General features: G+C 44.2%; 20 protein-coding genes. 13 read left to right on the plus strand and 7 right to left on the minus strand.

Translation table 11 applies throughout. The features are described from left to right. The first annotated feature begins 114 nt into the window (after positions 1–114). The 3 genes from AC4E8D_RS15675 (at position 115) to AC4E8D_RS15685 (ending at position 3,328) form a co-directional block, all read left to right on the plus strand. Positions 115–1,695, plus strand: coding sequence for a histidine-type phosphatase (locus AC4E8D_RS15675; protein ID WP_490206448.1), 1,581 nt, complete (start codon positions 115–117; stop codon positions 1,693–1,695). Positions 1,696–1,865: 170 nt separating this feature from the next. Then, positions 1,866–2,357: an RNA polymerase sigma factor gene (locus tag AC4E8D_RS15680; protein WP_036615805.1), complete on the plus strand. Its 492-nt coding sequence runs from the start codon at positions 1,866–1,868 to the stop codon at positions 2,355–2,357. Then, positions 2,357–3,328, plus strand: coding sequence for a hypothetical protein (locus tag AC4E8D_RS15685; RefSeq protein WP_221821129.1), 972 nt, complete (start codon positions 2,357–2,359; stop codon positions 3,326–3,328). Before AC4E8D_RS15680 ends, AC4E8D_RS15685 begins: the two co-directional genes overlap by 1 nt. Positions 3,329–3,416: 88 nt before the next feature. Here the strand turns inward: AC4E8D_RS15685 and AC4E8D_RS15690 are convergent, their stop codons facing one another. Then, entirely contained in the window at positions 3,417–3,983 is a 567-nt protein-coding gene (locus AC4E8D_RS15690; RefSeq protein WP_490206449.1) for a GNAT family N-acetyltransferase, read from the minus strand. 30 nt (positions 3,984–4,013) lie between these two features. After that, a complete protein-coding gene (locus AC4E8D_RS15695) occupies positions 4,014–4,889 on the minus strand; it encodes a LysR family transcriptional regulator (RefSeq protein ID WP_339185401.1) in 876 nt (291 codons plus the stop codon). 109 nt (positions 4,890–4,998) lie between these two features. Between AC4E8D_RS15695 and AC4E8D_RS15700 the strand changes: the two genes are divergently transcribed. The 6 genes from AC4E8D_RS15700 (at position 4,999) to AC4E8D_RS15725 (ending at position 13,522) form a co-directional block, all read left to right on the plus strand. Further along, on the plus strand, positions 4,999–6,393 hold the full coding sequence (locus AC4E8D_RS15700; RefSeq protein WP_221821131.1) for an MFS transporter: 1,395 nt from the start codon (positions 4,999–5,001) through the stop codon (positions 6,391–6,393). A gap of 398 nt (positions 6,394–6,791) precedes the next feature. Beyond that, positions 6,792–8,156: a cytochrome ubiquinol oxidase subunit I gene (locus AC4E8D_RS15705; protein ID WP_221821132.1), complete on the plus strand. Its 1,365-nt coding sequence runs from the start codon at positions 6,792–6,794 to the stop codon at positions 8,154–8,156. Further along, entirely contained in the window at positions 8,156–9,169 is a 1,014-nt protein-coding gene (locus AC4E8D_RS15710; RefSeq protein WP_174806461.1) for a cytochrome d ubiquinol oxidase subunit II, read from the plus strand. The genes AC4E8D_RS15705 and AC4E8D_RS15710 overlap by 1 nt, the downstream gene beginning before the upstream one ends. A gap of 14 nt (positions 9,170–9,183) precedes the next feature. Beyond that, the gene (gene cydD / locus AC4E8D_RS15715; RefSeq protein ID WP_490206450.1) at positions 9,184–11,010 is read left to right on the plus strand and encodes a thiol reductant ABC exporter subunit CydD; all 1,827 of its coding nucleotides are present in this window, start codon (positions 9,184–9,186) and stop codon (positions 11,008–11,010) included. Beyond that, entirely contained in the window at positions 11,007–12,734 is a 1,728-nt protein-coding gene (cydC, locus tag AC4E8D_RS15720) for a thiol reductant ABC exporter subunit CydC (protein WP_490206451.1), read from the plus strand. The genes cydD and cydC overlap by 4 nt, the downstream gene beginning before the upstream one ends. Before the next feature lie 164 nt (positions 12,735–12,898). Further along, positions 12,899–13,522 (plus strand): hypothetical protein, encoded by a 624-nt coding sequence (locus AC4E8D_RS15725; protein WP_221821135.1) that lies wholly within the window; start codon positions 12,899–12,901, stop codon positions 13,520–13,522. Positions 13,523–13,742: 220 nt separating this feature from the next. On the opposite strand, the gene AC4E8D_RS15730 is transcribed toward AC4E8D_RS15725, so the two are convergent. Further along, complete coding sequence (locus tag AC4E8D_RS15730; RefSeq protein WP_221821136.1) at positions 13,743–14,018, minus strand: hypothetical protein; 276 nt, start codon at positions 14,016–14,018, stop codon at positions 13,743–13,745. 187 nt (positions 14,019–14,205) lie between these two features. Here AC4E8D_RS15730 and AC4E8D_RS15735 point away from each other — a divergent pair, with 187 nt between their 5' ends. Both AC4E8D_RS15735 and AC4E8D_RS15740 read left to right on the plus strand, forming a co-directional pair. Then, positions 14,206–15,822 (plus strand): helix-turn-helix domain-containing protein, encoded by a 1,617-nt coding sequence (locus AC4E8D_RS15735; protein WP_490206452.1) that lies wholly within the window; start codon positions 14,206–14,208, stop codon positions 15,820–15,822. Positions 15,823–15,850: 28 nt separating this feature from the next. Next, complete coding sequence (locus tag AC4E8D_RS15740) at positions 15,851–17,596, plus strand: cache domain-containing sensor histidine kinase (RefSeq protein ID WP_490206453.1); 1,746 nt, start codon at positions 15,851–15,853, stop codon at positions 17,594–17,596. Positions 17,597–17,701: 105 nt separating this feature from the next. Here AC4E8D_RS15740 and AC4E8D_RS15745 read toward each other — a convergent pair whose 3' ends face one another. The 4 genes from AC4E8D_RS15745 to AC4E8D_RS15760 form a co-directional block, all read right to left on the minus strand. Further along, on the minus strand, positions 17,702–18,592 hold the full coding sequence (locus AC4E8D_RS15745; protein WP_307412710.1) for a carbohydrate ABC transporter permease: 891 nt from the start codon (positions 18,590–18,592) through the stop codon (positions 17,702–17,704). Between the two features lie 18 nt (positions 18,593–18,610). After that, positions 18,611–19,501, minus strand: coding sequence for an ABC transporter permease (locus AC4E8D_RS15750; RefSeq protein ID WP_221821140.1), 891 nt, complete (start codon positions 19,499–19,501; stop codon positions 18,611–18,613). Positions 19,502–19,591: 90 nt separating this feature from the next. Then, positions 19,592–21,196 carry a type 2 periplasmic-binding domain-containing protein gene (locus AC4E8D_RS15755; protein WP_339185163.1) on the minus strand — a complete coding sequence of 535 codons (1,605 nt, stop codon included), beginning with the start codon at positions 21,194–21,196 and terminating at the stop codon, positions 19,592–19,594. 186 nt (positions 21,197–21,382) lie between these two features. Further along, entirely contained in the window at positions 21,383–22,393 is a 1,011-nt protein-coding gene (locus AC4E8D_RS15760; RefSeq protein WP_339185165.1) for an alpha/beta fold hydrolase, read from the minus strand. Positions 22,394–22,517: 124 nt separating this feature from the next. Between AC4E8D_RS15760 and AC4E8D_RS15765 the strand changes: the two genes are divergently transcribed. Together AC4E8D_RS15765 and AC4E8D_RS15770 are read left to right on the plus strand one after the other, a co-directional pair. Beyond that, positions 22,518–23,402, plus strand: a complete 885-nt coding sequence (locus tag AC4E8D_RS15765; RefSeq protein WP_339185167.1) for a LysR family transcriptional regulator — start codon at positions 22,518–22,520, stop codon at positions 23,400–23,402. 42 nt (positions 23,403–23,444) lie between these two features. Next, complete coding sequence (locus AC4E8D_RS15770; RefSeq protein ID WP_339185169.1) at positions 23,445–23,978, plus strand: NUDIX domain-containing protein; 534 nt, start codon at positions 23,445–23,447, stop codon at positions 23,976–23,978. Positions 23,979–24,125 lie beyond the last annotated feature (147 nt).

Raw genomic sequence — 24,125 nt, forward strand, 5'->3', positions numbered from 1 at the left:
ATTCTTTTACAATCAATTAACATAGGATGGATACTGCGCAGACACTTCTCACCTATAGTATGATGAGCGAAAATAAAACTAATACGAGCATATCAAGGGAGAAAAAAATTCAATATGATGATCAAAAAAATCGGGATTTCAGTAGCATCACTCGCCATGTTAACGTCTGTAAGTGTGTTTGACGTATATGGTGCAGGCTCCAAACGCATGATCGAAGTTTCCGAACAATCGGCTAATGTGGTCGTGAACGGACAAAGGGTGGAAGGAGAGTCGTTTCTCTACAATGGAGTTACTTATGTACCGGCAAGAGCTGTTGGAGAGGCCCTGGGGCAAGATGTAGACTGGGATAACAACACCCAATCGGTATTTGTTGGAGCAAAAATGAACGATCAGCAGGGATACCGCGGCACCAAAACGCCATATCCTTTTAAGGCAACAAGTTATACAAAAGCTCCTAATGGATATGAACCCGTATTTATTAACTACATAGGGAGACACGGTTCCAGACATCTATCCAGTTCCAAATACGACAAGACGCTCTTTGAACTGCTTGACATCGCTGAGAAGGATGGGCAGGCTACCAATCTCGGCAAAGAGTTGAAGAAGGAAATTGGCAAACTGATGAAGGTTGAAAAAGACCATTATGGATTGTTATCCACTACGGGTGGAGAAGAACTGAAAGGAATAGGAACCAGAGTTGGGCAGAATTTCAGAGAACTATTTACATCAGATAAAAAAGTAATCGCTCAAGCGACCTTCAAAGATCGAACGCCCCAGAGCAGAGATCAGTTTATTGACGGGTTAGAGGAAAGCTTGGGAGATAACAAGGTAGACATTCTCGCTTCAGCCTTTGAAGAAGGGAAAGACCCCTATCTACGGCCCTACGACCTAGCTACGAAGTATAACGAGTACGTAGAAGATGGAGACTGGGTTAAGTTATACGAGGATTATGTCACACAGAGCACGGGAACGCGTTATGCAAAAGAGGTCCTTCTGCAATTTTTCTCTGAAGACTTTTATGAGAGATTGAATTCTGGAGAGTTTGAATTGAAGGATGAGAAAGGAAAAGTGAAGCTCAGCAACCCAACCGAGGCTGCTTCTAATCTATATGAACTCTACATCATCTCTTCGAATATTAAAGGAGAAGGTGACTTTGAATTCGGGCGGTATTTTACGACCAATCAGTTAAGTTGGTACGAGAGCGTTGATAATATCAATGACTTTTATGAAAAAGGTCCATCTTTAACGTCAACAGATCTGCCGCAGAATATCATTGCACCTCTGGTCAAAGAGTTGATCGTGTCTACCGAACAGTCCATTCAGCAGAAAGACACGGCTGGTATATTTCGTTTTGCTCATGCAGAAACCATCATTCCACTATCTTCATTCCTGGATATCGCCGGAGCTAATGTGAGTAATGATAAACCGCAGGACGTGATCCAAAACTGGAATGGCTCGGTTATCTCACCGATGGGGGCAAATATCCAATGGATTCTGTATTCCAATGGTAAGGATATTCTCGTAAAAATGCTTAGAAATGAAGAAGAGATTGCCTTCCCGATTGAAACAAAGACCTATCCGTACTATAAATGGGAAGATGTGAAGACATATTACGAAAACAAACTGCAGAAGGTAGGCGTAAGCTTGGACAGCAGTTTGGAAGACAATATCGAGCTTTTACAGAAAGAATTCTAGTTGGTGAACCCATATCAAATGTGGATGAACATGAAGAAAGCAACTCCTAAACGGGGCTGCTTTCTTTTTTTATTTGGAACGAAAAGAATGAACGCAAAAAAATCCTAAAACAAAATGTGACCAAATGCCGTCCGTAAGAGTGTTAGAGGTATAAAGGAGGGCATACAACCATGCAGCGATCAGTGCCCCAGCTGGGCGATCATGTGATGAAAGTCTATGAGACATACGCGGATACGCTGTTCCGGATTGCCATGGTGCACCTCGGCAGACGAGAAGACGCGGAGGAAGCCACTCAGGATACCTTCATCAAACTAATAGAAAAAGCACCTACATTCAACGATGCGGAGCATCAGAAAGCATGGTTGATTCGGGTCATCACCAATCATTGCAAATCCTTATTAGGCAGAGGCTGGCGTAAACGGGAGGTTAAGCTGGAGGGAGTCGATCCCCTTACAACAGACAACCCTGAAGATCACGCGCTGATCGAACTTGTGCTGTCACTGCCCGTCAAGTATAGATCGGTGGTTCATCTGTATTATTACGAAGATTATCCGATCCGAGAAATCAGCGAGATCCTGGAGATTAGCGAATCAGCAGTGAAAATGAGATTAAAACGAGGCAGACAGCTGTTAAAACTGGAGCTGGAAGGAGAGGAACTGTAATGAACGAAGAACAATTCAAACAAAACTATAAGAAAGCGGTGGATAATATGAAAGCAAACGAACAAATGAAGAAACGGGTAGAGCAATCCTTAAACACGCAACATCAGGGACCAAAACGTCAACGTAAACCATTATACATTGCAGCAAGTGTCGTTATCGCTGCCAGTATTGGCTTGGCTGCGCCAAGTGTATGGCAACAATTCAATGGACCAGCCGCACCAACACCACAGGTGGCAGCGGTGACTCCAGGCACGTCGTTCGATCCGATCGTGATTCCGAAGATGGAGTTGCCGGATTCACAGGTCAAAGGCGCGATGGCTGATATGGTGCAATTGGTCGTGTATGGAGGAAACGTCTATACACAGTCCCCAACATTGCTTGAAGGCGCCAATGCACTCAACCTGCGGGGGGATAAACTGGGGACCACCACTGGCGGCATTGATGAGCTGAGCGGCCAGGATAAATACTCGGAACTTGCTTCCAACATTGGCGAAGCTGACATCTATGCGGTCAATGGCTACGATAAGGACTTCCGCATCATGTCTTACACCGAGATCGATGGTCAGGTGTATGCTCAACTATTTGACAAGAACAACGGGATCACCATTGGTACTGGTGCCGATCTGATCGGCAAGCTACATCTCGAAGGCAACATCACTTCTGCGCAATGGGAAACGTTTGACAGCTGGAATAACGGATTGCAGCAGCTTCAACCGTTAGCAGCGGATGAAGCACTGGACAGCTTTATCTCGGCGTTATCTGCTGCCAAACCAATCGCAACGAGCCCGGAATTGGAAGAGAACCTCTACGGCAAGGAAGATCGCAAGATCATCTATCTCACATTGGAAGATAAAACGCAGGTCCCACTGGTTCTATTCGGTGAAGGTCTGGTTCGTTACGGTAATGTTCCGGCATTCCTGGAAGTGGAGAAAGGCACATTTCAATCATTCTGGAACAGCTTGGGTGAGTAACGCGAAGACAGTAATATGGATTCATGAAGAAGAGCGAACATGGCACGCAAGTGCTTTGTTCGCTCTTTTGATTATCGGTGGGGTTAGATTAATTAGAATTTTTGTAATACACCAAGTGATCGGTCCATTCATTATTTTCGTGAATAAACCCTTTACGTAGACATTCAAATTCCATACCAACACTCTCTGCCAGTTTCATGGAAGGGGTGTTATCCACATTGATATGAGCCTCTATACGGTGGAATTTCAGATGTTCGAATGCAATATGAAGTCCTTCATTCACTGCTTCTTTCCCATAACCTTTTCGCCAATACTGATTATGGATCGTGTATCCGAAGCTTCCCCATTGAAAATCATCTCTTGCCAAGGTAGCAATATCAATCATACCCAGATGTGTACCATCATGCTTTCTAAACACACCAAATACATAAACGGCATCTGTACGCGCTAACTCTTGATGTCGATCTACCAGATCACGAAACCAATCCAGTGTGCATTCACTCATATCCATTTTGCCTGTATCATGACGGTGTTGGGAGGGATGACGGTTTTCGAACTCATTCAACCAATTTTCATAGTCGTCTTTCTGTAATGGTCGGATGACTAGCCGTTCTGTCTCTGAAATATGATCAAATTTTTCTGGTTTTAATATCAAAATGACAACTCCTCTGTATTGAATGTATGCTCATGGCATAGCACTGAAATAGTCCATAACCACGCTGCGAAACTCTAAAGCGGCTTTGGAAATATATCTGTTTTTGTGCGAAAGTAGAGCGATTTCCCGAACGAGCTTGTGTTCCTCTACCTGAAGATATCTAATGCGCTCATGCGGGTTTCTGGCTGTGCTAGGTATAAACGCGAGACCGATCTCCGCTTCCACAAGGGCTGTTAATCTTGCAGGCTCATCACCTTCATATACATACTTCGGTAGGAAACCAGCGGATTGACATACGGAATCTACCATATCACGAACCCCATACCCTTGCTTCACCCCAACAATCCGCTCGTCCTTAAGCTCGGTTAATTGAATGCTGCTTCGATCTGCATATCGATGACCCATAGGAACAGCGACTACAATCGGATCGTCATATAGGATCTGACATTCGATATCGTCACCATGAATCGGAGGGGAGGAGAGACAAAAGTCCACCTCGCCCCGATGTAGAAGTCTGGACATGTTTTCTAACGAAACCATTTGCACATGGAACTGAATATCCGGTTTGTTTTTCCGGAATTCCCGCAGTATGCCTGGCAATGTGCTCGCCGTAGTCACCGCCAATTGCAGTGTACCCTGATCCGGGTTGGAGAGGTCAGCAATTTCCCGCTTTCCTTGTTCCAATTCAAATAAGGCTTTTTCAGTTCGCTGAAGAAATGTTCTTCCAAAGTCGTTTAATCGCAGCTTTCTCCCGATTCGATCAAATAAAGGGACTCCCAGGTCATCCTCTAATCGTTGTATCGTTTTGCTCAGGGAGGATTGCGTGACATGCAGCTTTCCTGCAGCTTCCGTAACATGTTCGCATCGGGCCACCGTCAGGAAATATTTTAGTTGAAGAAGTTCCATTTGCACCATTCCTTCATTCCTTCTAGTTCATCAAATCATAACATATAATGCGTTGGAATAAATGAATGTTTTCAAGTAAGATGACAGCAGAAGAAGGAGAGGTGCACCAATGAACGTTCGAAATAAAGGATTGATGTTAGCTGTTGGACTCGGAATTATGTTGAATCCGTTGAATTCCTCCATGATTTCGGTGGCTATTTCAAGGCTACAACAAGTGTATCAACTTAATTTTACAGCCGTTTCGTGGATTATTTTATCATTTTACATTGCCAGTGCTGTCGCTCAACCCGTCATGGGCAAATGTAGTGATTTGTTTGGCCGCAGGAAGATATTCCTCATGGGTCTTATTATTGTTTTTGTATCATCCATGCTAGCTCCGTGGTCTCCCAGTTTTTCGTGGCTCATCGTATTCCGAATCATTCAATCGATTGGCACAAGCATGATGGTGGCCGTCGGAATGGCGATTGTCAGAATTAACGTGACTGACAAGCAAGCCTCCGCCTTGTCCACCTTGGCTATATTCCTTTCTGGAGCGGCTGCGATCGGGCCCTTTATTGGTGGAGTATTGATTCATTGGTGGGATTGGCATAGCATATTCATCGTTAATATTCCGTTTGTCTTGGCAAGTTTTTGGTTCGCCTGGAAAACAATCCCGAAGGACGAGCAATCCCCGTCTATCTCTGGTCACATGTCCATTCGGAAATGGCTTGCGTTAATTGACGCACCAGGCATCCTGATGTTTACGGTAGCCTTGGTAACTCTGCTCATCGGTTTACTTTCAGTAAATTCCACAGGAGATATTTCAACATGGCATCTGCTGACAGGAGCGATCGGGTTAATCGCACTCGTTATGTTCATTCGACATGAATTAAAAGCAGACACGCCTTTCATCCCTCTGCGAACCTTTGCCACATATCCCGAGATGACTTGGGTGAATGTGCAATACATGCTGGTAAATATCCTGTTTTACGCACTATTTTTTGGAGTTCCTACGTATTTGAAGCAGATACGACATCTCAATGAAGTTCATACAGGAATGAGTATGCTAGCTTTGGGGTTATGTTCAGTCATTATTGCTCCGATTGCAGGGCGCTGGATTGACAGATCAGGATCACGGCCAGCGCTGATCTTATCCGCTTCTTTAATGACATTGGGCTCTATATTGATCGTTGTTATGAATGAAACTTCTCCAATCTTCATAATCATTGTTGCCTTAGCTTTATTTGGAATAAGTAACGGCCTAAACGCGGTTGGCATGCAAGCAGCACTGTTCAAAAGCACACCCAAAGAAATGATTGGAGTCGCATCGGGTATTTTTAATACATCACGCTACCTGGGGACCATCTTATCGTCGTTATTCATTGGAATTGTTATGGGAGATACATTTAATGTGACAGGATTTCACATGCTTGGCATCATCCTTACGGTATTAGCTGCATCATTGATCATCATGAGCGTACGTCGCGAGGCAGGTCCGGTGAGTCCGGAGCAAGTAAGCAAGTAAATAGCGAATCTGCCGTGCAATAGCACGTTTACACCCAATGAATCAATAGCTCCATTGGGTGTATTTTTTGTTTTTCACCAAGTTGTCAGAAAGAGTTGATCCTTTCTTGAACGTTTAAGGTAGAAGACGTGTCTTTGATTGAATTAGGTAAAAATAAAGATATAATAATTTTGATTAATAGGCTTGGTCAGTACTTGAAGTGCATCAATATCAGATTTTCATAGGCATCCAGCGCTTGTTATAATCGGGAGCCAACAGGAGTAAACGCATTAAAGGTGTGGCAAGATATCGTCGTACCTACCTTTGTGAAATATTTCGCAACTATGCATTGAGCTTGGCCGAAGCTGATATTGATTGTTTCAAAATTGAACAGAGTTTGAAGGGAGGCAGTATAACGAATGGCTATTGATACGGTGTTATGGAGCAGGCTGGTGACTGGTTTGACGCTCGGGTTCCACGTTATTTTTGCAACACTTGGTGTCGGTGTGCCTCTGATGATCGCTATTGCAGAGTTCATCGGCATTCGGAAGAAGGATCACCATTACATACTTATGGCGAAGAGGTGGTCACGAGGGTTTGTCATTTCTGTCGCGGTTGGTGTCGTGACAGGCACAGCGATATCGCTGCAATTGGCTCTGGTATGGCCGAATTTTATGAAACTGGCCGGGAATGTCATTGCACTGCCACTATTTATGGAAGTATTCGCGTTCTTTTTTGAAGCCATCTTCCTGGGCATTTACCTGTACACGTGGGATCGGTTCAAAAATCCGTATATCCACTGGTTGCTGACCATTCCAATTGTCGCCGGGGCAGGTATGTCTGCTGTTTTTATTACTACAGTGAACGGATTCATGAACCAGCCTGAAGGCTTTGTGATGGAAGCAGGCCAATTCATGGCAGTGAACCCCGTGCAAGCGATGCTGAATACGGCGACGTTCTCCAAAGTGTTCCATGTATTAAGCTCGGCTTATCTGACAGGAGCTGCCCTGTTAGCAGGAATAGCAGCCTTTGCGATGCTGAGAAAGGGAGTGTCCGCCTACCACAAAAAAGGCTTGAATCTCATGATGGCCGTTGTACTGGTATTCAGTTTATTAAATTCCTTAGCTGGAGATGTATCTGCCAAGTTTTTGGCTGAGCATCAGCCGGAGAAGCTCGCAGCTGCCGAGTGGCATTTCGAGACGGAAAGCGGAGCGGATTTGATTTTATTGGGATGGCTGAATGCTGAACATGAAATTATAGGCGCACTACATTTGCCGAAGGTGCTCAGTTTCCTTGCCTTTGGAGACTTTGATGCCGAGGTAACCGGGCTGAACGAATTTCCACCAGATGAGCATCCACCTTTACTTGTGCATTATTTGTTTGATCTAATGGCTGGAATCGGATTTGCTCTGCTTGCGATCTCAAGTCTGTACTTCCTGTTTGTATTCTGGAAGAAACGTAATCAGTTTAACAAGTGGATGCTTCGTATGGTTGCACTCAGTGCACCGCTCGCTTTTCTGGCCGTTGAGATGGGTTGGTTCTATGCAGAGATTGGGCGGCAGCCATGGATCATCCGAGGTTATATGCGAGTGGAAGAGGCCGCTACTTCTTCACCGAGTGTGAGAATTTTATTTTTCGTCTTCTTGCTTCTCTACATCCTGCTAGGCGTTATGTGTGTCGTTGTACTGAGACGGTTGTTCAATAATAATCCTGCTGAACTCGAGATGGAGAAATGGTTGAAGGAGAAGCATGATCAATCAGCCGAGAAAGGGGGTCAGGCATAATGAGTTATGAATTAATTGGTATTTCGGTACTCTGGCTGTTCTTGTACGGCTATCTTATTGTAGCTTCCATTGATTTTGGAGCAGGTTTCTTCGCCTTTTATGCACGCCTGACGAAGCAGGATCACCTGATTAATCGTCTGATCTCCCGTTATCTATCACCGGTCTGGGAGATCACCAATGTATTTTTTGTCTTTTTCTATATTGGCATCGTTGGATTCTTTCCGGATACTGCTTACTATTATGGCTCCGCGCTGCTTGTTCCGGGAAGTATTGCCGTCATTTTACTTGCCATTCGTGGTTCATTCTATGCTTTCGAAAATTATGGTTCTAAAAAAAGTATCGTGTATTTGTTCTTATATGGAGCTACGGGTCTACTTATTCCAGCGTCATTGTCAGTGGCACTGACCCTGTCTGAAGGTGGCTTTATTTTGAAGCAGGGAGATACCGTTTCCCTGGATTACTGGGCGTTATTTACCAATCCGTTATCATGGAGCATCGTTGGACTGGCAATCGTATCCGTATTGTTCATTAGCGGGTCATTTCTAACATTTTATGCTTCTCGGGCAGAGGATCATTCGGCATTGAAGCTAATGCGTAACTATGCTTTGTTCTGGAGCACACCGACCATTATTCTCGCGCTGACTGCATTTATATATTTGGGTCAACACAATGAGCGTCATTTTCAAAATATGATGGATCTATGGTGGCTACTGGCGCTTTCCGTTGCGTTTTTCATGATTGCCATGTGGCTGTTATATAACGGACGCCGTTACGGTTTAGCTTTTATATGCATCATGCTGCAATTTCTCACAGCCTTTTTTGCTTACGGGATTGGGCAATATCCTTACATTCTTGATCCATTCATCACCATTCAGAGCAGCGCCACACCACCTGCAATGGGCTTTGCACTCGTCGTTGTGTTTATCGGTGGTCTGTGCCTGTTAATTCCTTCTCTAATCCTGGTCTTCAAACTGTTCCTGTTTGATGCGGATTATGTGAAAGGGAAAAAATAAAGGAGGAGCGTTCAATGAAAAGGAGAGGCAAATCCAATCTGATCTCGCAGCAAATGTCTTTACAACGAAAAAACAGACTTCTCCTTGCGATCATTTCGCTGGCCCTTGGTGTAGCTATTGTAAGCCAGGCCACCTTGGTAGCTGAAGCAGTCCAGCGAATCTTTGTAGAGAAAGCTTCCTTTTCATCCGTGATGCTGTTGCTTGGCCTATTGCTGGCTGTCATGGCTGTACGCTCACTGTTGTCGTATGGTAATGGGAAAGTGGGCTTGCATATGGCAGCACGCGCCAAGACGAATATGCGAGCATCTGTGTTGCAGAACCTGACCCGCGCTTCCATGCCTTCAACCCTGAGTGGACAGACGGGAGGAAAGGTCAGTGTTGCTTTGGATGCTGTGGATGAGGCTGACAGTTATTTCAGTCAATATATGCCTCGAATGATGGAAGCCGCGATGATCCCGATTCTGATTCTGGTTGTTACGTTTACGCAGCACGCCAACACAGGCTGGATTATGCTATTCACGGCACCGTTTATCCCACTGTTCATGATTTTGGTGGGGCTCCAGACGAAGAACAAATCAGAAGAAAAATACGCCCAACTGGCCGAGTTTTCCGGTACGTTTCTGGATTCGCTTCAAGGGCTGGTTACGTTAAAAATATTCGGACGGGCTAAACGTCAGCAGCAGGAAATTGAACGCAGCAGTCTGGGGTATCGTGATGCCACCATGGGAATTTTGAAGATTGCATTTACAAATACGTTTATGCTGGAATCAATCGTGATGTTAAGCATTGGTATTGTCGCGCTTGAACTGGCTATTCAGTTACTGGTTTTCAAATCGATGAGCTTCCACACAGCCTTTCTCGTGTTGTTACTCGTCCCTGAGTTTTACAGTCTGTTGAAGAATACGGGAACGGCTTTTCACAGCGGTCGAACCAGTATGGGGGCCATTCGTAAGGTGGAACAAATGCTTGAGGAAACAAGTATCAAGAGCACACAAACGAAGCCTGAGAATGTTGAGAAGGCCACACATACCAGTGATACTAATGGTCAGATCGTGCAGCAGACTGGGGTACACGCCCCTCGCGCCGAGTTCATAACAATGCCACCAACCATTGAACTGAACGATGTCCGGTTCCAGTACGCTCCTGATTCCTTTGGACTAGAGACAGGACAAATCTTGATTGGACCGGGAGAACAGATCGCTATTGTAGGTAAAAGTGGCTCAGGTAAAACCACGCTGCTTCATCTCATTGCCGGTTTACTGAAACCAGATTCGGGAGCGGTTCTGGTTAACGGAAGCGAGATTTCACAACATGATGAGGCTGCATGGTTTGAACGTGTTAGCTACATTACACAGCATCCGTATATTTTTGCAGGTACATTTGCCGAAAATATCGCGATTGGCGCGGGTCGGAATGTCTCCAGAGCTGAAATTGAGCAGGCGGCAGAAGAAGCAGGGCTTGCTGGCGTTGTTGCACAATTGGAGCAGGGCTTGGATACGTTTGTTGGTGAAGGTGGCCGGGGGCTGTCTGGCGGGGAAAAGCAAAGACTTGCTTTGGCACGTGCTTTTCTGAAGCGACCAGCTGTCATTTTGTTCGATGAACCCACCGTAGGATTGGATTTGCACACCGAGCGGGTAATGCAACAATCCATTGCGGCATTAGCCAAAACGGCAACGATGATTACGGTGGCACACCGTTTATATACAATTCAACATGCGGACAACATTTTGTTTATGGACAATGGGGTGTTGGTGGATTCAGGACATCATGAAGCGCTTCTGGCGCGCCTGCCTCAATATGCGGAGATGGTGGATATGCAACGGAAAGGAGGGTTAGCATGAATGAGCTGACGATTCTGTCAAAAGCGATGATTCATGAGCGCAAGGATATCTTGCTTTCGATATTGGGCGGATTTATCGCCGGCATAGCAGGGGTAGCTCTTTTTTCCGCGAGTGGGTATATGATATCGCAAACGGTATTTGCGCCACCGCTGTACACCTTAATTGTACTCACTTCCATGGTCAAACTGCTCGGTTTCCTTCGAGCGGCAAGTCGTTACGGAGAACGCTTGTATTCCCACAGGGCGACATTCTCCATGCTGAGCCGCTTGCGGACGTCCTTTTTTTCCAAACTGATCCCGGTAACGCCAGGTATATTGAACAAAAACCGAAGCGGGGATTTGCTTGCACGGATTGTAGGTGATGTGGAAAGCTTGCAAAATTACTTTTTGCGGGTCGCGTATCCACCCATCATGGTTGTTATGGTGTTTTTGGCTACCATGCTGTTCACTACAGCCTTTTCAATCTGGATTGCGTGTTTGTTAGTACTAGGCATGCTGATCACGGCATTTGTTGTACCAGGGATTGTCTTGTTAGGTCAGCGAAAAATACATGGACGTGTCCGCCAGCAACGGGCCTTGCTGTCCACGGAAGTAACCGAAGTGTTGTATGGCTTCCGAGATTTGAAAGTATACGGCCAATTGGAACAGCGTGAGCAACAGCTTCAGCAGGTTTCCGCTGCATTGGCAACGGAACAGAAACAAGCCGCTTCGCACCTGCTGCGCGGGCAATCCATGCACGTTTTTGTGACGTATCTTGTTACATGGGGTGTGCTGGCACTCAGTGCCTTCTTAATTGTGAATGGAGCGTTTGCCGGTGTATTCCTCGCCATGCTGATCCTGGCCACGCAGACCGTATTCGAAGAAGCTGCCGCAATGGCTATATTACCTCTGTATAAGCAGGATAGTGAACACGCTGCTCAGCGACTGGCGGAAACGGTGCAGACCTCTGATGTGCAATCTGTACAGCCAAGCGGCGAAGTGTCAGCCAATCAGGCGGTTTCGATTGAACTATCCGGTGTTAACTTCCAATATGAAGGGGAATGGAGACCGGCGCTGAGAGAGCTCTCCCTGCAACTTGCAGCAGGCTCCAAAACAGCGATTGTCGGGCCAAGCGGATCAGGCAAGTCAACGATTATCGATTTGCTACTTAAGCTGCGTACACCAACGTCTGGAGATATACGGTTAAACGATGTTCCGGTAAAGGAACTGAATGAGGAGAGCATCTGGCAAAGGGCGAATGTCGTGTTGCAGCAAAGTCATTTCTTCCGGGGAACCGTTAGGGATAATCTGCTGCTGAATGGAGAAGAACATTCGGATGAACAACTGTCGGCTGTGCTGGATAAAGTCCAACTGCCGAATAAGTTGTTGACCGACATGGTATATGAAAAAGGGGAGAACCTGTCGGATGGTGAGAAGCAGCGGCTGGCTCTCGCACGGGCCATGCTGCGCAAAGGACGGTTGTGGCTTCTAGACGAACCGACTTCTTCGCTGGATTACGTCACAGAGAAACGTGTATTGCAGCATCTTCTGGCACAGGCATCCGAAGATACACTTCTCCTGATCTGCCATCGGTTGACGGGATTGGAAGAGATGGATCGGATTGTGGTCATGGACCAAGGCAAGATTGTGGAATCAGGTTCTTTCTCCGAGCTGATGGAGCAAAAAGGTTATTTCTATGAGATGAAACAAATTGAACGACAAATGATTGGAGACGTCGGGGCGTAAGAATCTAGTCTATTGAGTAGACAATACGGTCGATTGTCGTTAATGAAGAAAACTTCAATAAATCAATTTTATAAATTTAACTAAACCCCAAAGGATGCGGTGCATATACTCCTTGGGGTTTGTTTTGATATAATAGTTTTTTATGTCTATAAAGGAGATGGAAGATGGGAAAATATAAGTGGGATATTGTTTTTTATTTGGCCGTATTTTTATTTGTTGTGTACATGAAGATGAATGACCAATCTCTGTTTTGGATACTTGGAGTTGTTCTCACCGCTACTCTGATCATGTTTACCATTCGTATTTTTTATCCTCTGGGTTGGGAAACACGGATGGACCGCGTCGAGGCATTTCTACGCAGACAGGAGAATACCCCAAAGCTTTATATCTATTACGCTCTTGCAAACAGACTTGATGATGAATTGGAACACACAATAGAGCGCATCAGAAATGAGGACACCAATAAAAGGACACAAGCAGTATATAATGCAGCTTACGGCTCCTATCACAACGACTTGGTAGCTGTTCGTACTGCGGTGCAGAATATGCGTAGATCGGATTATCGTACATATTATGAAACGTATTTACTTATGGAAGAAGGAAGAAGTGAGCAGGCGAGGGAACACTTGAAATCCATTAACAAGGTCTGGATGAGATCTTCGCTTCTTGCAGCGATTGAACTAAAAGCGGGACAACGCGAAACTGCGATTCAGCTAATACAAGAAGCAATGCATGCTGTCAGAGGTGTCCATCGTTATATGATATTTAAGGAATCAGAGAGATACTAAGGGTGAACAAAAATCTTCCTTGGCATATAGTACAACTGACACGGACAAAAGCTTGTTCCATATAGGAGCAGGCTTTTATCTTTTGTCTTAAAGGAAGGACAGGAAGGACAAGAGTATACAGAGGCGCTAAACTGTTCGGCATAGTGGGGAACACCCGAATTAAAATGCTCTCCAACCAATTAGCCTATATGATGAGAATCTTAGCGTCTTTTAGTAACCTTTACATAATAGCAGATGATTCAGCCGTTTTAATTTTCTTGGTAAGCGGCTTTTTCCTTAGTGTCCTATCATACAAATATGGCTTTCCGTGATAATCCCGTGCATGCTGTTGTTTCTGCTTTTTATGTATATCAACCTTGATCTCCAGATTGGCAACGTTATTCTGGAATTCAGAAGCAACTCGTTTGCACCATTTCAATCCACTTTCTTCAGATGCACTGAAATGCACGCGTAATAGATATCCGTTCACTGTTAATTCAAACTTGTATAAATTCATGATATGTATCCTTTCCAGACGGGCATGTTATGCTACACCAAATACGATAATCTGATTATAACAGGAACATACGTTCTGTAAAAGTGTTATTTATGATACCCGCAATGTAATAAGGTTCGCTAGACATCTTTGCAACAGTCCGTTTAATGGTAAAATATCTAAAAATGGTTCATGTTGGGGGATACGCATGTATAAACTGATGATCGTAGATGATGAATTGCTCATGCGGGTTGGAATTCGTTCCATGCTGAATTGGGAAGAGTACAATTTCTATGTTGTTGGTGAGGCGGGAAATGGAAAAGAGGCATTAAGCCTTGCGCTTGAAGTGATGCCTGATCTAATTATTACAGATATTAAAATGCCGATTATGGATGGGCTACAGCTTATACAAGAGGCCTCCTGCATACTGAAAACCTGTAAGTATGTCATCCTGAGTAATTTTGACGAATTTCATTATGTGAAAGAGGCGCTAAAACTTGGCGCTTCAGATTACTTGATTAAAAGTGAGATCACCGAATCCTCCCTTATTGACCTCCTGAGCACTGTTGGACAGAAACTGCAAAGTGAACATGTTCACCCAACCAACACACCCTCTATGACACAGGACTATTCCAAGAGCCTAAGATATCTGAAGGATAGTTTCTTCCAAGATATTGTAAGCGGATTCATTAATGAGGAGGATATCGTCACCAAAGCGGAAGAACTGCATTTTCGTATACGTTCAGACCAGTTGGTCGTTATAAAGTTCATCGTGAATTATTACGAGGATGCAAAGCGGAAATATGTAGAGAAGGGGGAAAAGCTGCTCCGATTTTCGATTCTTAATATTATGGAAGAGATTATTCCTTCGAAGTGGGAGAAAGAGATTTTTGTTGAAAGTTCCTCTGAATATTGGGTGATCGTCAATGTACTTCCTGAGAGCCAATCTGTACATGCCGACTTGAATAAACTATGTAATAAATTGCTGTCTTCAATCAAGGATTTTATGAATCTATCGCTCACGGCTGGGGTGAGTAGAATGACTTCCGGTTTTCTTCACATCAGGAAGGCCTGCCAAGAGGCAGAAACGGCTCTCCAACAGAGTTTCTTCACAGGAAGCAACCAGGTGTTGCATTACGATGATATGGTTCAATCCCCAGATCGACATGAAGTTAAGGGGGCTTTAAGCCCGCAACAAGAACGAGATTTGTTGAAGTTATGGGTAAGCAAAGACAACAAAATGGCGGAAGAGTTCCTTGAAGGAATCCGATCCAACCTGGAACAGCTACGAGCGGATGAGAATAGCATTCGCAAGCAATATATCATGGTAATGGAAACGATACATTCCCATTTATCCCGCGCTACGGAAAGAGGTGCTCCTTCTTTAACAGAAAAATCACCCTATGAAATCGTTCTAAAGGGGGAGTATTGGGAGGATATCCACCAAGATATGCTTGCTCATATTGCATATTACTTCCAAACCGATTCCCAAATCAAACAGGAAAGCACGTACACCGATCTCGCCACTGAATTGATCGACAAGTATTATGCGGAAGATATCTCACTACAAAGTATCGCTAGCCAAATCAGTGTGAATCCGTCGTATCTCAGCCGTGTGTTCAAACAGGAACGAGGAGAGAACTTTATCACGTACTTGACCCGAGTTCGAATTGAACATGCCAAGGCGTATCTATTGAGCAGAGGAATGAGAGTGTATGAAATCGCAGAAAAGGTGGGCTACCATAATTACACGTACTTCAGTAAGATTTTCAAAAAATCGGTAGGGGTCACTCCTGAGGAATATCGAGAATTACAGCAGGGATGAATGTAATCGGTGAATAGAGGTGCAGCATATGAAGCATGTTCGGCCCTTCCGAATCAAGTACAAAATTATGGTGATCTGTATGACGGTCATTATCCTTCCGGTATTGGTGATGACAATCAATTCGTATTACTCCTCAGAGCGGTTATTGGCACAGAACTATACAACGTTGCTAAACGATCTGGCCAAACAGACGAATATTCGCATTGATGAGTTCCTCAAGGAGATTGAGAAAATTTCGTTGCTAGCCAGCAATGGGCTTAGTGACAATCTGTCTGCGACTCATGAAGGGAGTTTTCCGATCCAGGATTTCCTGCGAGAGGGTGATGAACAACATGAGATTGCCGCATACAATATTCTGATGAATTATATCATGATGAAAGATCGCGTATTCTCCATCTACCTCTACAATATGAATGGGGGGCAAGATCTTTTTGTCAGTCCACATCAACCCATTGATCCAAACTTCAAAGTAGCAAACGAATTGTGGTTTAAAAAGTTCATGCATGATAAGGATCGAACCATTACCCTCACAACACGAATCGACGAGCAATTGGAGAATAAAATACTGGCAGTGTCACACGCTCGCAAAATTCATGATGTGACTAGTGGAAAACTGCTTGGCGTGATTGTTGTCAGCATTGATATCAAATTCATCGAAATCGTCAATCGAAACTTGCAGGAAGGGTTGCGCTCCAGGTTCATGATTGTTGATGAGGATGACAAGATCGTATATAACGTGAACGAACGATTAATCGGGACACTGTTCCGTGACAACGTTCGTCCGCCTGAATCACTAAATGTCGTGGTGACCAGTCCCCTTAGTCAGCAAAAATGGACAACTTACTTATATATGCCTTTGGATGAACTGACTGCTGATGGCAAAATATTGGGCCGTAATCTGGTGACGCTTGCCATCGTTATTGTTCTTTTTGCTGCCGTCATATCCATCTTTTTATCTCACGTGATCACAACTCCCATTAAAAAATTGCTGCGGAATATTGCTCTAGTGGAGAAAGGTCAGTTCGAACAAGTTGTACCTATTGGCTCCAGAGATGAGATTGGCCATTTATCCATTCGGTTCAACAGAATGTCACACGAATTGAAACGGTTGGTCGAACGGATGCAGCAGGAAGAGATAGATAAAGCCAAGGCCGAGATGCGTGCGCTCCATGACCAGATCAAGCCTCATTTTCTGTATAACACCCTTGGGTCGGTGAAATGGATTGCCTCGATGCAGCAGGCTGATAAAATCGTGGAAATGACCGATGCACTAATCTCGATGCTCCGCTATGCAACAAAATCTGATGGAACTCTCGTAACCATTTGTGAAGAACTCGATAATATAGCGAATTACGTAACGATTCAGAATGTCAGGTACTATGGTTGTATTCAGATGAGATATGAGGTTGAGGATAGACTGCTGAATTATCGCATGCCCAAAATGATCCTGCAGCCGATTGTGGAGAATGCGATTTTTCATGGTCTGGCCGAACTGGAAGAAGACGGAATCATCACTATTCGGATTCAATCACAGCTGGATGAAGTTGTGATCGAAATCTGTGATAATGGCGTGGGGATGGATCATCAAACGATGCAGAATCTATTGGAAGAGAAGTCCGGTGCACGTACGGGAACGAATGGGATTGGATTGCATAATGTGCAGCGGCGAATTCAACTTCATTTTGGGAAACCCTATGGAATACAGGTGGAGAGTAAAATGGGTGAAGGTACCATTTTCTCCATTCTGCTGCCTGCCATCCTAGAAGCCAAATAGTCATTCATGCTTTCATTTATGCATCTCATAATGCAGTACAGCGATCATAAAAATAAGTTTAGATATAAACAAAGGGCTCGCAGTATGAACTGCAAGCCCTTTTGTTCACCCTTTGACGCTACCTAACACCAAACCTTTGGTGAAATATTTCTGTAAGAATGGATACACAAGCAAAATCGGAATGGCACCCAGGAACATCTGAGCGGCGCGCCCCGTCCTGGCGTTCATCATGGACAACAGCTGCGTATAATCTGACCCAGATTTCAGCATGATTTGCTCAAAACTTTGCAGAAGGGTCTGGAGGTAACTTTGTAATGGATAATTGTCTGGATTGTTCATATAGATAATGCCATCGAACCACGAATTCCAGTGAGCAACGATACTGAACAAACCAACCGTAGCCAGAGCGGGCTTGAGAAGTGGGAGTAGAATACGAAGCAATACCTGTACAGGCCCAGCACCATCGATAATGGCTGATTCTTCAATCTCCTCGGGCAGCCCCCGAATGAAATTCATGAGGATAATCATACTGAATACGGGGAGGGCCCCAGGCAGGATCAGAGACCATATGGAATCGATCAGTCCCATTTTGACGACTACCAGATAGGTTGGAATTAGACCTCCACTGAATAACATGGTTACGATGAAAAATCCCATATAGATATTACGCCCCATCAATTTTTGTTTTGATTTGGAGAGGGGATAAGCCGTGAGTACGATCAGAACCAGATTCACCAACGTTCCGATAACGGTTCGTTGAATGGCTACCCAGAGAGAGGAGAAAAATGATCCTCCAGTTAATGCAAATTCATAGGCTTTTGTCGTAAATTCCACAGGCCAGAACGTAACACTCCCCGCAGATACAGCCGCGCTGCTGCTGAATGAAACAGCCAGCAGGTTGATAAACGGCAGGATACATAGGAGAGAGATTAGAAGCAATATGGTGTAGTTTATGATAAGAAATACACGTCTGCTCATACTTTTATCATAGATCATAATGTAAGTTCCTCCTTCTTAGAAGATACGATAGCCAGCCACTCTGTAAGCCAGGATGTACGATACAGCAACGAGAACACTGGAAATGATCGATTTGAATAACCCGACAGCGGTACCAATTGAATACTGTGCTTGTTGAATTCCTAAACGGTAGACATAGGTATCAATAATATCACCGGTCTGATAAACAACAGGGGAGTAGAGATTATAGATTTGGTCAAAGCCAGCATTGAGTACGTTCCCAAGTGAAAGTACGGTCATTAAAACAATGGTTGGCATGAGGAGAGGCAACGTGATGTAGACGGTCTGCTTCCACCGTTTCGCTCCGTCGATCACTGCGGCCTCATAAAGTCCCGGATCAATACTGGTCAGAGCTGCCAAATAAACAACCGTGCCAAATCCGAAGCCTTTCCATATGTCACTCACAATCATCGTCCAAGGAAAAATAGAGGGTGTGCCAAGGAAGGAGATCGGTGCAATCCCAAATACACTTAGAAATGTATTGATAATACCGTCGGAGCTAAGGATATCCAGCATGATGCCAGCCATAATGACCCATGAGAGGAAGTTCGGAATGTAGACAAGTGTTTGAAATGTACGTTTAATTCCACTGTGTAGTACCTCGTTAAGCAATAATGCGAAAATTACGGGTACGATTATACCACCGATAATCTTAAAGACAGACATGTACAATGTATTCCAGATCGTTCTTACGAAGTTCGGCTGATTAAATATGTGGGTAAAATTATCCCACCCTACCCATGGCGAGTTGAAGCCGAGACCCGGATTGTACTTCTGAAACGCAATAATAAGTCCGTAGAAAGGGATGTAACAAAAGATGAAGACCAAGACCAGGCTTGGGATCAACATGAGATGGTAAGGACTCTGCTGCTTCCATTTTCTCAACATACATATTCCTCCGTTCCTTGTACGCCAAATGTAATCGCTATCAAATAAAGGGGAGAGATCACCCTCATCCCCTCTTTGTGACAAACGAGATTATTTCTTCCCGTAGGCTTCATTAACTGCCTGAGTTGCGTCATCGCCCCCAGCTGCACGCCAATTTTGGACAATAACATCGAAATAATCGATACTTTCGCTACCCATAATGATCTTGGTGAAACCTTCGGTCAGGATATCATCCAAGGTTGTGCCGTAGCTTGAAAGTATTTCTGGCGTAACACCCCATAAGGCCGTCTTTGTATAGTTCTCGCTGTCCAGTACTTTCTTGGCAAGACCATACGCGTTCTTTGGAGCCCCTTGTTGCAAATAATCACCAACTGCTCCTGGGGTTGCATTCTCTATGAATTCCACACTGTTGTTATATTTTTGCCACATACCCGAAGTCGTGAGTCCACTGGTATCCTTGGATTGAAGGGCAGCGGAGACCGCCTCAAATTGCTCGTAATCGGAATTCGGATTAAGTACACGGAACGCTCCAACAACATGGGCAATATCGTTGTCCAGCAAGGCGGATAACGTTTCTGTGGATTCCTTGCCATTGCCTTCATCCACAATATAAGCATAGTCGTTCAAAATTTTGATCACTTCTTCAGGACTTTTAAATCCCTTTTTCATGACGATATAATTGTTGTTAGCGAAAAAGATGGATTGTTTGGCTTCTTTCCCATCAACGGTAGGGATGATATAAGGGTAGAAGATGGCGTCCTTACCCAGATTGGATACCGTATCGACACCCGGATTATAACCCCACCATTGGTAATAAGGCTGCATTCCCACTTTGCCGGCTACGATATCCGCGTTCATCGCATTAAAGTCTTTGATTGCAAATTCCGGATCAATGATGCCTCGCTTGTACCATTCTGACCACTCAGCCAGCGCATTTTTCATCTCAGGCTGCACGGAGCCGTACACGAGTTTTCCAGTGCTATCCTCCATCCACATATCCGGATGCGCATTCCATGCAATGGCAAGCAGGTTGAGGTAATCCAACGATTGGTCTACCGCTATACCATAACCACTGTGCTTTTCCATGAATTTTAGTGCAATATTTTTGATGTCTTCCACAGATTTTGGATCTGGGACTCCCAATTCTTCTTTCCAGTCGTTCCGGATCCAGATGAAGTCTGGTTGTTCAATTAATCCCCAGTGCATCTGTGGTATCCCGTATAGCTTACCGTCTTTCTTTCCAGACTCGTAACTGTCCGCATCTGCTTCCATGTAACCTTTGAGACGATCTGAAGCGTGTTGATCAAATACCTCGGTAAGGTCCATGACCATATCTGCTTCGACTAACTGTCTCAGTTGTGATGGATTAACTCTGAATACGTCAGGAAGATCGTTCGATGCGATAGCCAAATTGAGTTTTGTATCGTACTCATCGCTAACCCAGTCTGTTTTGACATCAATATTAAACTTCTCTTTGTATCGCTTAATCCAAACATTGTTGGTGATATCGTCGCCCTTTGGATATTTTGCAGAGGAGTATTCTGATGTTACGGTATGAATGGTTGTCGTTCCAGCCTCGTTGGAATCCGTGTCCGTCGTTGAACCTTTATCAGCACCGTTTCCATTGCTACAGGCTGCGAGTAATAAGGTTGACATGCACACAGACAAGACTAAGGCTTTCGTTTTCTTGTTCATTTCTTTTCCCCCTTATCAGTCATATTTCAATAACGCTTTCTTGAAAATATTCTAAACGAGAAAGGGGGAACGGGATATAAAGGTTATTGACGAGAACTGGTATCTTTTTTTACTTTTGAGTTGTAGCGGAGAAAAGAATAATGAGCTTTGTGCACTTTTTTTACTTTGTACTCCTTCTTTTTTTACTCATGTCTCCAAAAATTGCTTTAGATGACGATCGATAACGAGTGAATCCTCTTCGTTTGCTCCGATTCCAAAGCAGTGTCCCCACTTGGACTGTATAGGTTGATACACCGCGTTTGGCATATGCTGAGCATCATACGCACTGTCTTCTGGCGTGAAGAACAAGTCACTTGATCCTGGCATAACGAGTGCAGGAGAGGTGATCTTGCTTAACGCCTGTTCGAAGTTGCCGTCATCTACGGGATTATCGCTAATGTCTCCATAGATTCCTGTACGCAGCATGGTAATCAAGTCGTTAGCATCGAAGGGAAGAAATACCTGATCCCAGTAATCTTCTACATAAGATTGCAAGGAGTCGTAACCCTCAGATTGATACAATTTCTCCAAATAGTACGCCTGCGAAAACCCCCATGGAGCATAAGCTCTTCCCATCGCTGCGAGACCAGCAACCGGAGGGCGTTCATATCTACCATTTTTATAATTCGAATCTGCCTGTAACGCCGCGATCATTGCTTCGAATACCAACTGTGTATGGGGTCTGCTCTTTGCCGTTCCGCCAAAGGGGGCAATACGCTCGACCATCTCAGGATAACTGGTTCCCCATTGATAAACCTGCATGGCTCCCAGAGACCAGCCCACAACAAGTTTGATTTTGGAGATACCGAATTTTTGAGTGATGAGTTGATGTTGGGCACGTACATTGTCATACATGGAGATGAGAGGGAAGTTGTTCTTATCATATGGGGCAGGGGTATTACTAGGAGAAGACGATAACCCGTTACCCAACATATTGGGCACAACGATAAAATAACGACTGGGGTCCAGTGCCTTGTCCGTTCCAATTAACCATTCATTATCTGTGTGAATTCCAGCAAACCATGTTGGGACAACAATAACATTGTCCTTTGCCGCGTTTAAGTTTCCATAGGTCTTGTAAGCGATAAAGGCTTGAGGGAGCTGTTGTCCCGATCGAAGTAATGTATCTCCAAGGTTATATGTTTCATAATCGTTCATAGATTGATTCTCCTTATAAAATAGTAATAACTTGATTTCACTCTACAATACGTCTATTATCAATTCAACGAAACGTTATCGAACATATCATTCATTTTTTTTGAACTTGGGAGGTACGTGACTCATGGAAATACGCCAGCTAAAAACCTTTTGGACACTTGCATCGACCTGCAGCTTTAGTCAAACTGCTGAATTATTGAGCTATGTACCCTCTACCATAACCATGCAAATCAAATCGCTGGAAGAAGAGCTTGGTGTAAAATTGCTGGATCGATTAGGCAAAAAGGTCGTGTTAACGGATGCTGGCCAACAGTTTCTGCCTTACGCCACTAAGATTTTAAACGATGTAGAGGAAGCAAAGTGCATATCCAGTCAGCACGGAGAATTGGCGGGAACGGTTGTGATCGGAGCAGACGAAGTGCTGTGTGCATATCTTCTTCCAGCCTTGTTCAAACGCTTTCGAGCAGACTATCCTGGTGTGCGGTTATTGTTCCGCCCCTTGTCTGGGCAAGAGCTTAAATCGAGTCTGAGAGAAGGGCATGCCGATGTCGTTTTTGTATTGGATGAGCCTATTAATTCCAAAGACCTTCAATCAGAGTTTTTAAAGGATGAGACCTTTCAAATGGTGGTTTCTCCCGATCATATGTTAGCATCGCGTTCCGAGTTGGTCATTGATGACTTCCACAAACAGCATTTTTTGCTGACCGAAAAGAACTGTTCGTATCGCACTCATTTTGATCAATCCATAACAAAGAAAGGTGTGGATGCTCTGACAGAGCTGGAGTTTCATAGTGTAGAAGCCATTAAACAATGTGTTGTGGCTGGCCTAGGGATCGCTTTATTACCTGAAATGGCTTTGAAGAAAGAGTTGAGCGAAGGGGAAGTGGTTGCTCTGCCGTGGGATTTATCAGATGTATCCTTTTCTGCGCAAATGCTCTGGCATCGGGAAAAATGGATCTCTCCGTCCATGGCTGCTTTCATGGAGGTCGCCAAGAGTGAGTTGATTTGATTGTTCAGAATTTGTTTAGATGTATGTGTTAAGATATTCTTCATGGAGATCGTGATGTTAAATGGAATCAACCTTCAGCAACATGATACAGATATATATGGGGGATTAGCAATGGAGAGAAAGATTAGAAATTCTGCAAAAGCATTGATCATTAAAGACGGGAGAATGCTTGCAATGAAGCAGGATGATAATGATGAAGTCATCTACATCCTGCCTGGTGGGAGCCAGAATGCAGGTGAAACCTTGACGGATGCTGTGAAGCGTGAAGTTGCGGAAGAAATCGGAATAGATGTAGAACCGTTATCACTGGAATTTGTCATTGAAGGGGTATACGGTGAAGCTCTTCATCGTGTAGATTTTGTTTTTTTATGCGAGTACATAGGATTGATAGACCAAGATAGTTCTATTCTGCCAATTGACGAAAATCAAGTGGAATATGAATGGCTCGAAATTAAAAATATAAACGAACTACCTTTATTTCCTTCAAAATTACGAAAGCAGATCATTAGATTGGTTGAGGGAGAAAAAACGGTTATGTATTTAGGAAATGAGGAAGATGACGACCTGAATAGTTAGATGTGTACACGTCGTAAACAAGCGGCCGTCTTGTATTTATAAAGGAAAGACTATTTCAAAGGACATGATGGTCCAGTGAAATAGTCTTTTTGCCGTTGAACAAATTGTGCAGAGCGATTAGATAATGAACATCTATGATAAGGGGTT

The sequence above is a fragment of the Paenibacillus sp. SRL342 genome, from assembly GCF_984798905.1.

Coding starts and splice junctions, on each gene's coding strand:
- AC4E8D_RS15675 (WP_490206448.1), top strand. CDS start 115: ATGATGATCAAAAAAATCGGGATTTCAGTAGCATCACTCGCCATGTTA.
- AC4E8D_RS15680 (WP_036615805.1), top strand. CDS start 1,866: ATGCAGCGATCAGTGCCCCAGCTGGGCGATCATGTGATGAAAGTCTAT.
- AC4E8D_RS15685 (WP_221821129.1), top strand. CDS start 2,357: ATGAACGAAGAACAATTCAAACAAAACTATAAGAAAGCGGTGGATAAT.
- AC4E8D_RS15695 (WP_339185401.1), bottom strand. CDS start 4,889: ATGGAACTTCTTCAACTAAAATATTTCCTGACGGTGGCCCGATGCGAA.
- AC4E8D_RS15700 (WP_221821131.1), top strand. CDS start 4,999: ATGAACGTTCGAAATAAAGGATTGATGTTAGCTGTTGGACTCGGAATT.
- AC4E8D_RS15705 (WP_221821132.1), top strand. CDS start 6,792: ATGGCTATTGATACGGTGTTATGGAGCAGGCTGGTGACTGGTTTGACG.
- AC4E8D_RS15710 (WP_174806461.1), top strand. CDS start 8,156: ATGAGTTATGAATTAATTGGTATTTCGGTACTCTGGCTGTTCTTGTAC.
- cydD (WP_490206450.1), top strand. CDS start 9,184: ATGAAAAGGAGAGGCAAATCCAATCTGATCTCGCAGCAAATGTCTTTA.
- cydC (WP_490206451.1), top strand. CDS start 11,007: ATGAATGAGCTGACGATTCTGTCAAAAGCGATGATTCATGAGCGCAAG.
- AC4E8D_RS15725 (WP_221821135.1), top strand. CDS start 12,899: ATGGGAAAATATAAGTGGGATATTGTTTTTTATTTGGCCGTATTTTTA.
- AC4E8D_RS15730 (WP_221821136.1), bottom strand. CDS start 14,018: ATGAATTTATACAAGTTTGAATTAACAGTGAACGGATATCTATTACGC.
- AC4E8D_RS15735 (WP_490206452.1), top strand. CDS start 14,206: ATGTATAAACTGATGATCGTAGATGATGAATTGCTCATGCGGGTTGGA.
- AC4E8D_RS15740 (WP_490206453.1), top strand. CDS start 15,851: ATGAAGCATGTTCGGCCCTTCCGAATCAAGTACAAAATTATGGTGATC.
- AC4E8D_RS15745 (WP_307412710.1), bottom strand. CDS start 18,592: ATGATCTATGATAAAAGTATGAGCAGACGTGTATTTCTTATCATAAAC.
- AC4E8D_RS15750 (WP_221821140.1), bottom strand. CDS start 19,501: ATGTTGAGAAAATGGAAGCAGCAGAGTCCTTACCATCTCATGTTGATC.
- AC4E8D_RS15755 (WP_339185163.1), bottom strand. CDS start 21,196: ATGAACAAGAAAACGAAAGCCTTAGTCTTGTCTGTGTGCATGTCAACC.
- AC4E8D_RS15760 (WP_339185165.1), bottom strand. CDS start 22,393: ATGAACGATTATGAAACATATAACCTTGGAGATACATTACTTCGATCG.
- AC4E8D_RS15765 (WP_339185167.1), top strand. CDS start 22,518: ATGGAAATACGCCAGCTAAAAACCTTTTGGACACTTGCATCGACCTGC.
- AC4E8D_RS15770 (WP_339185169.1), top strand. CDS start 23,445: ATGGAGATCGTGATGTTAAATGGAATCAACCTTCAGCAACATGATACA.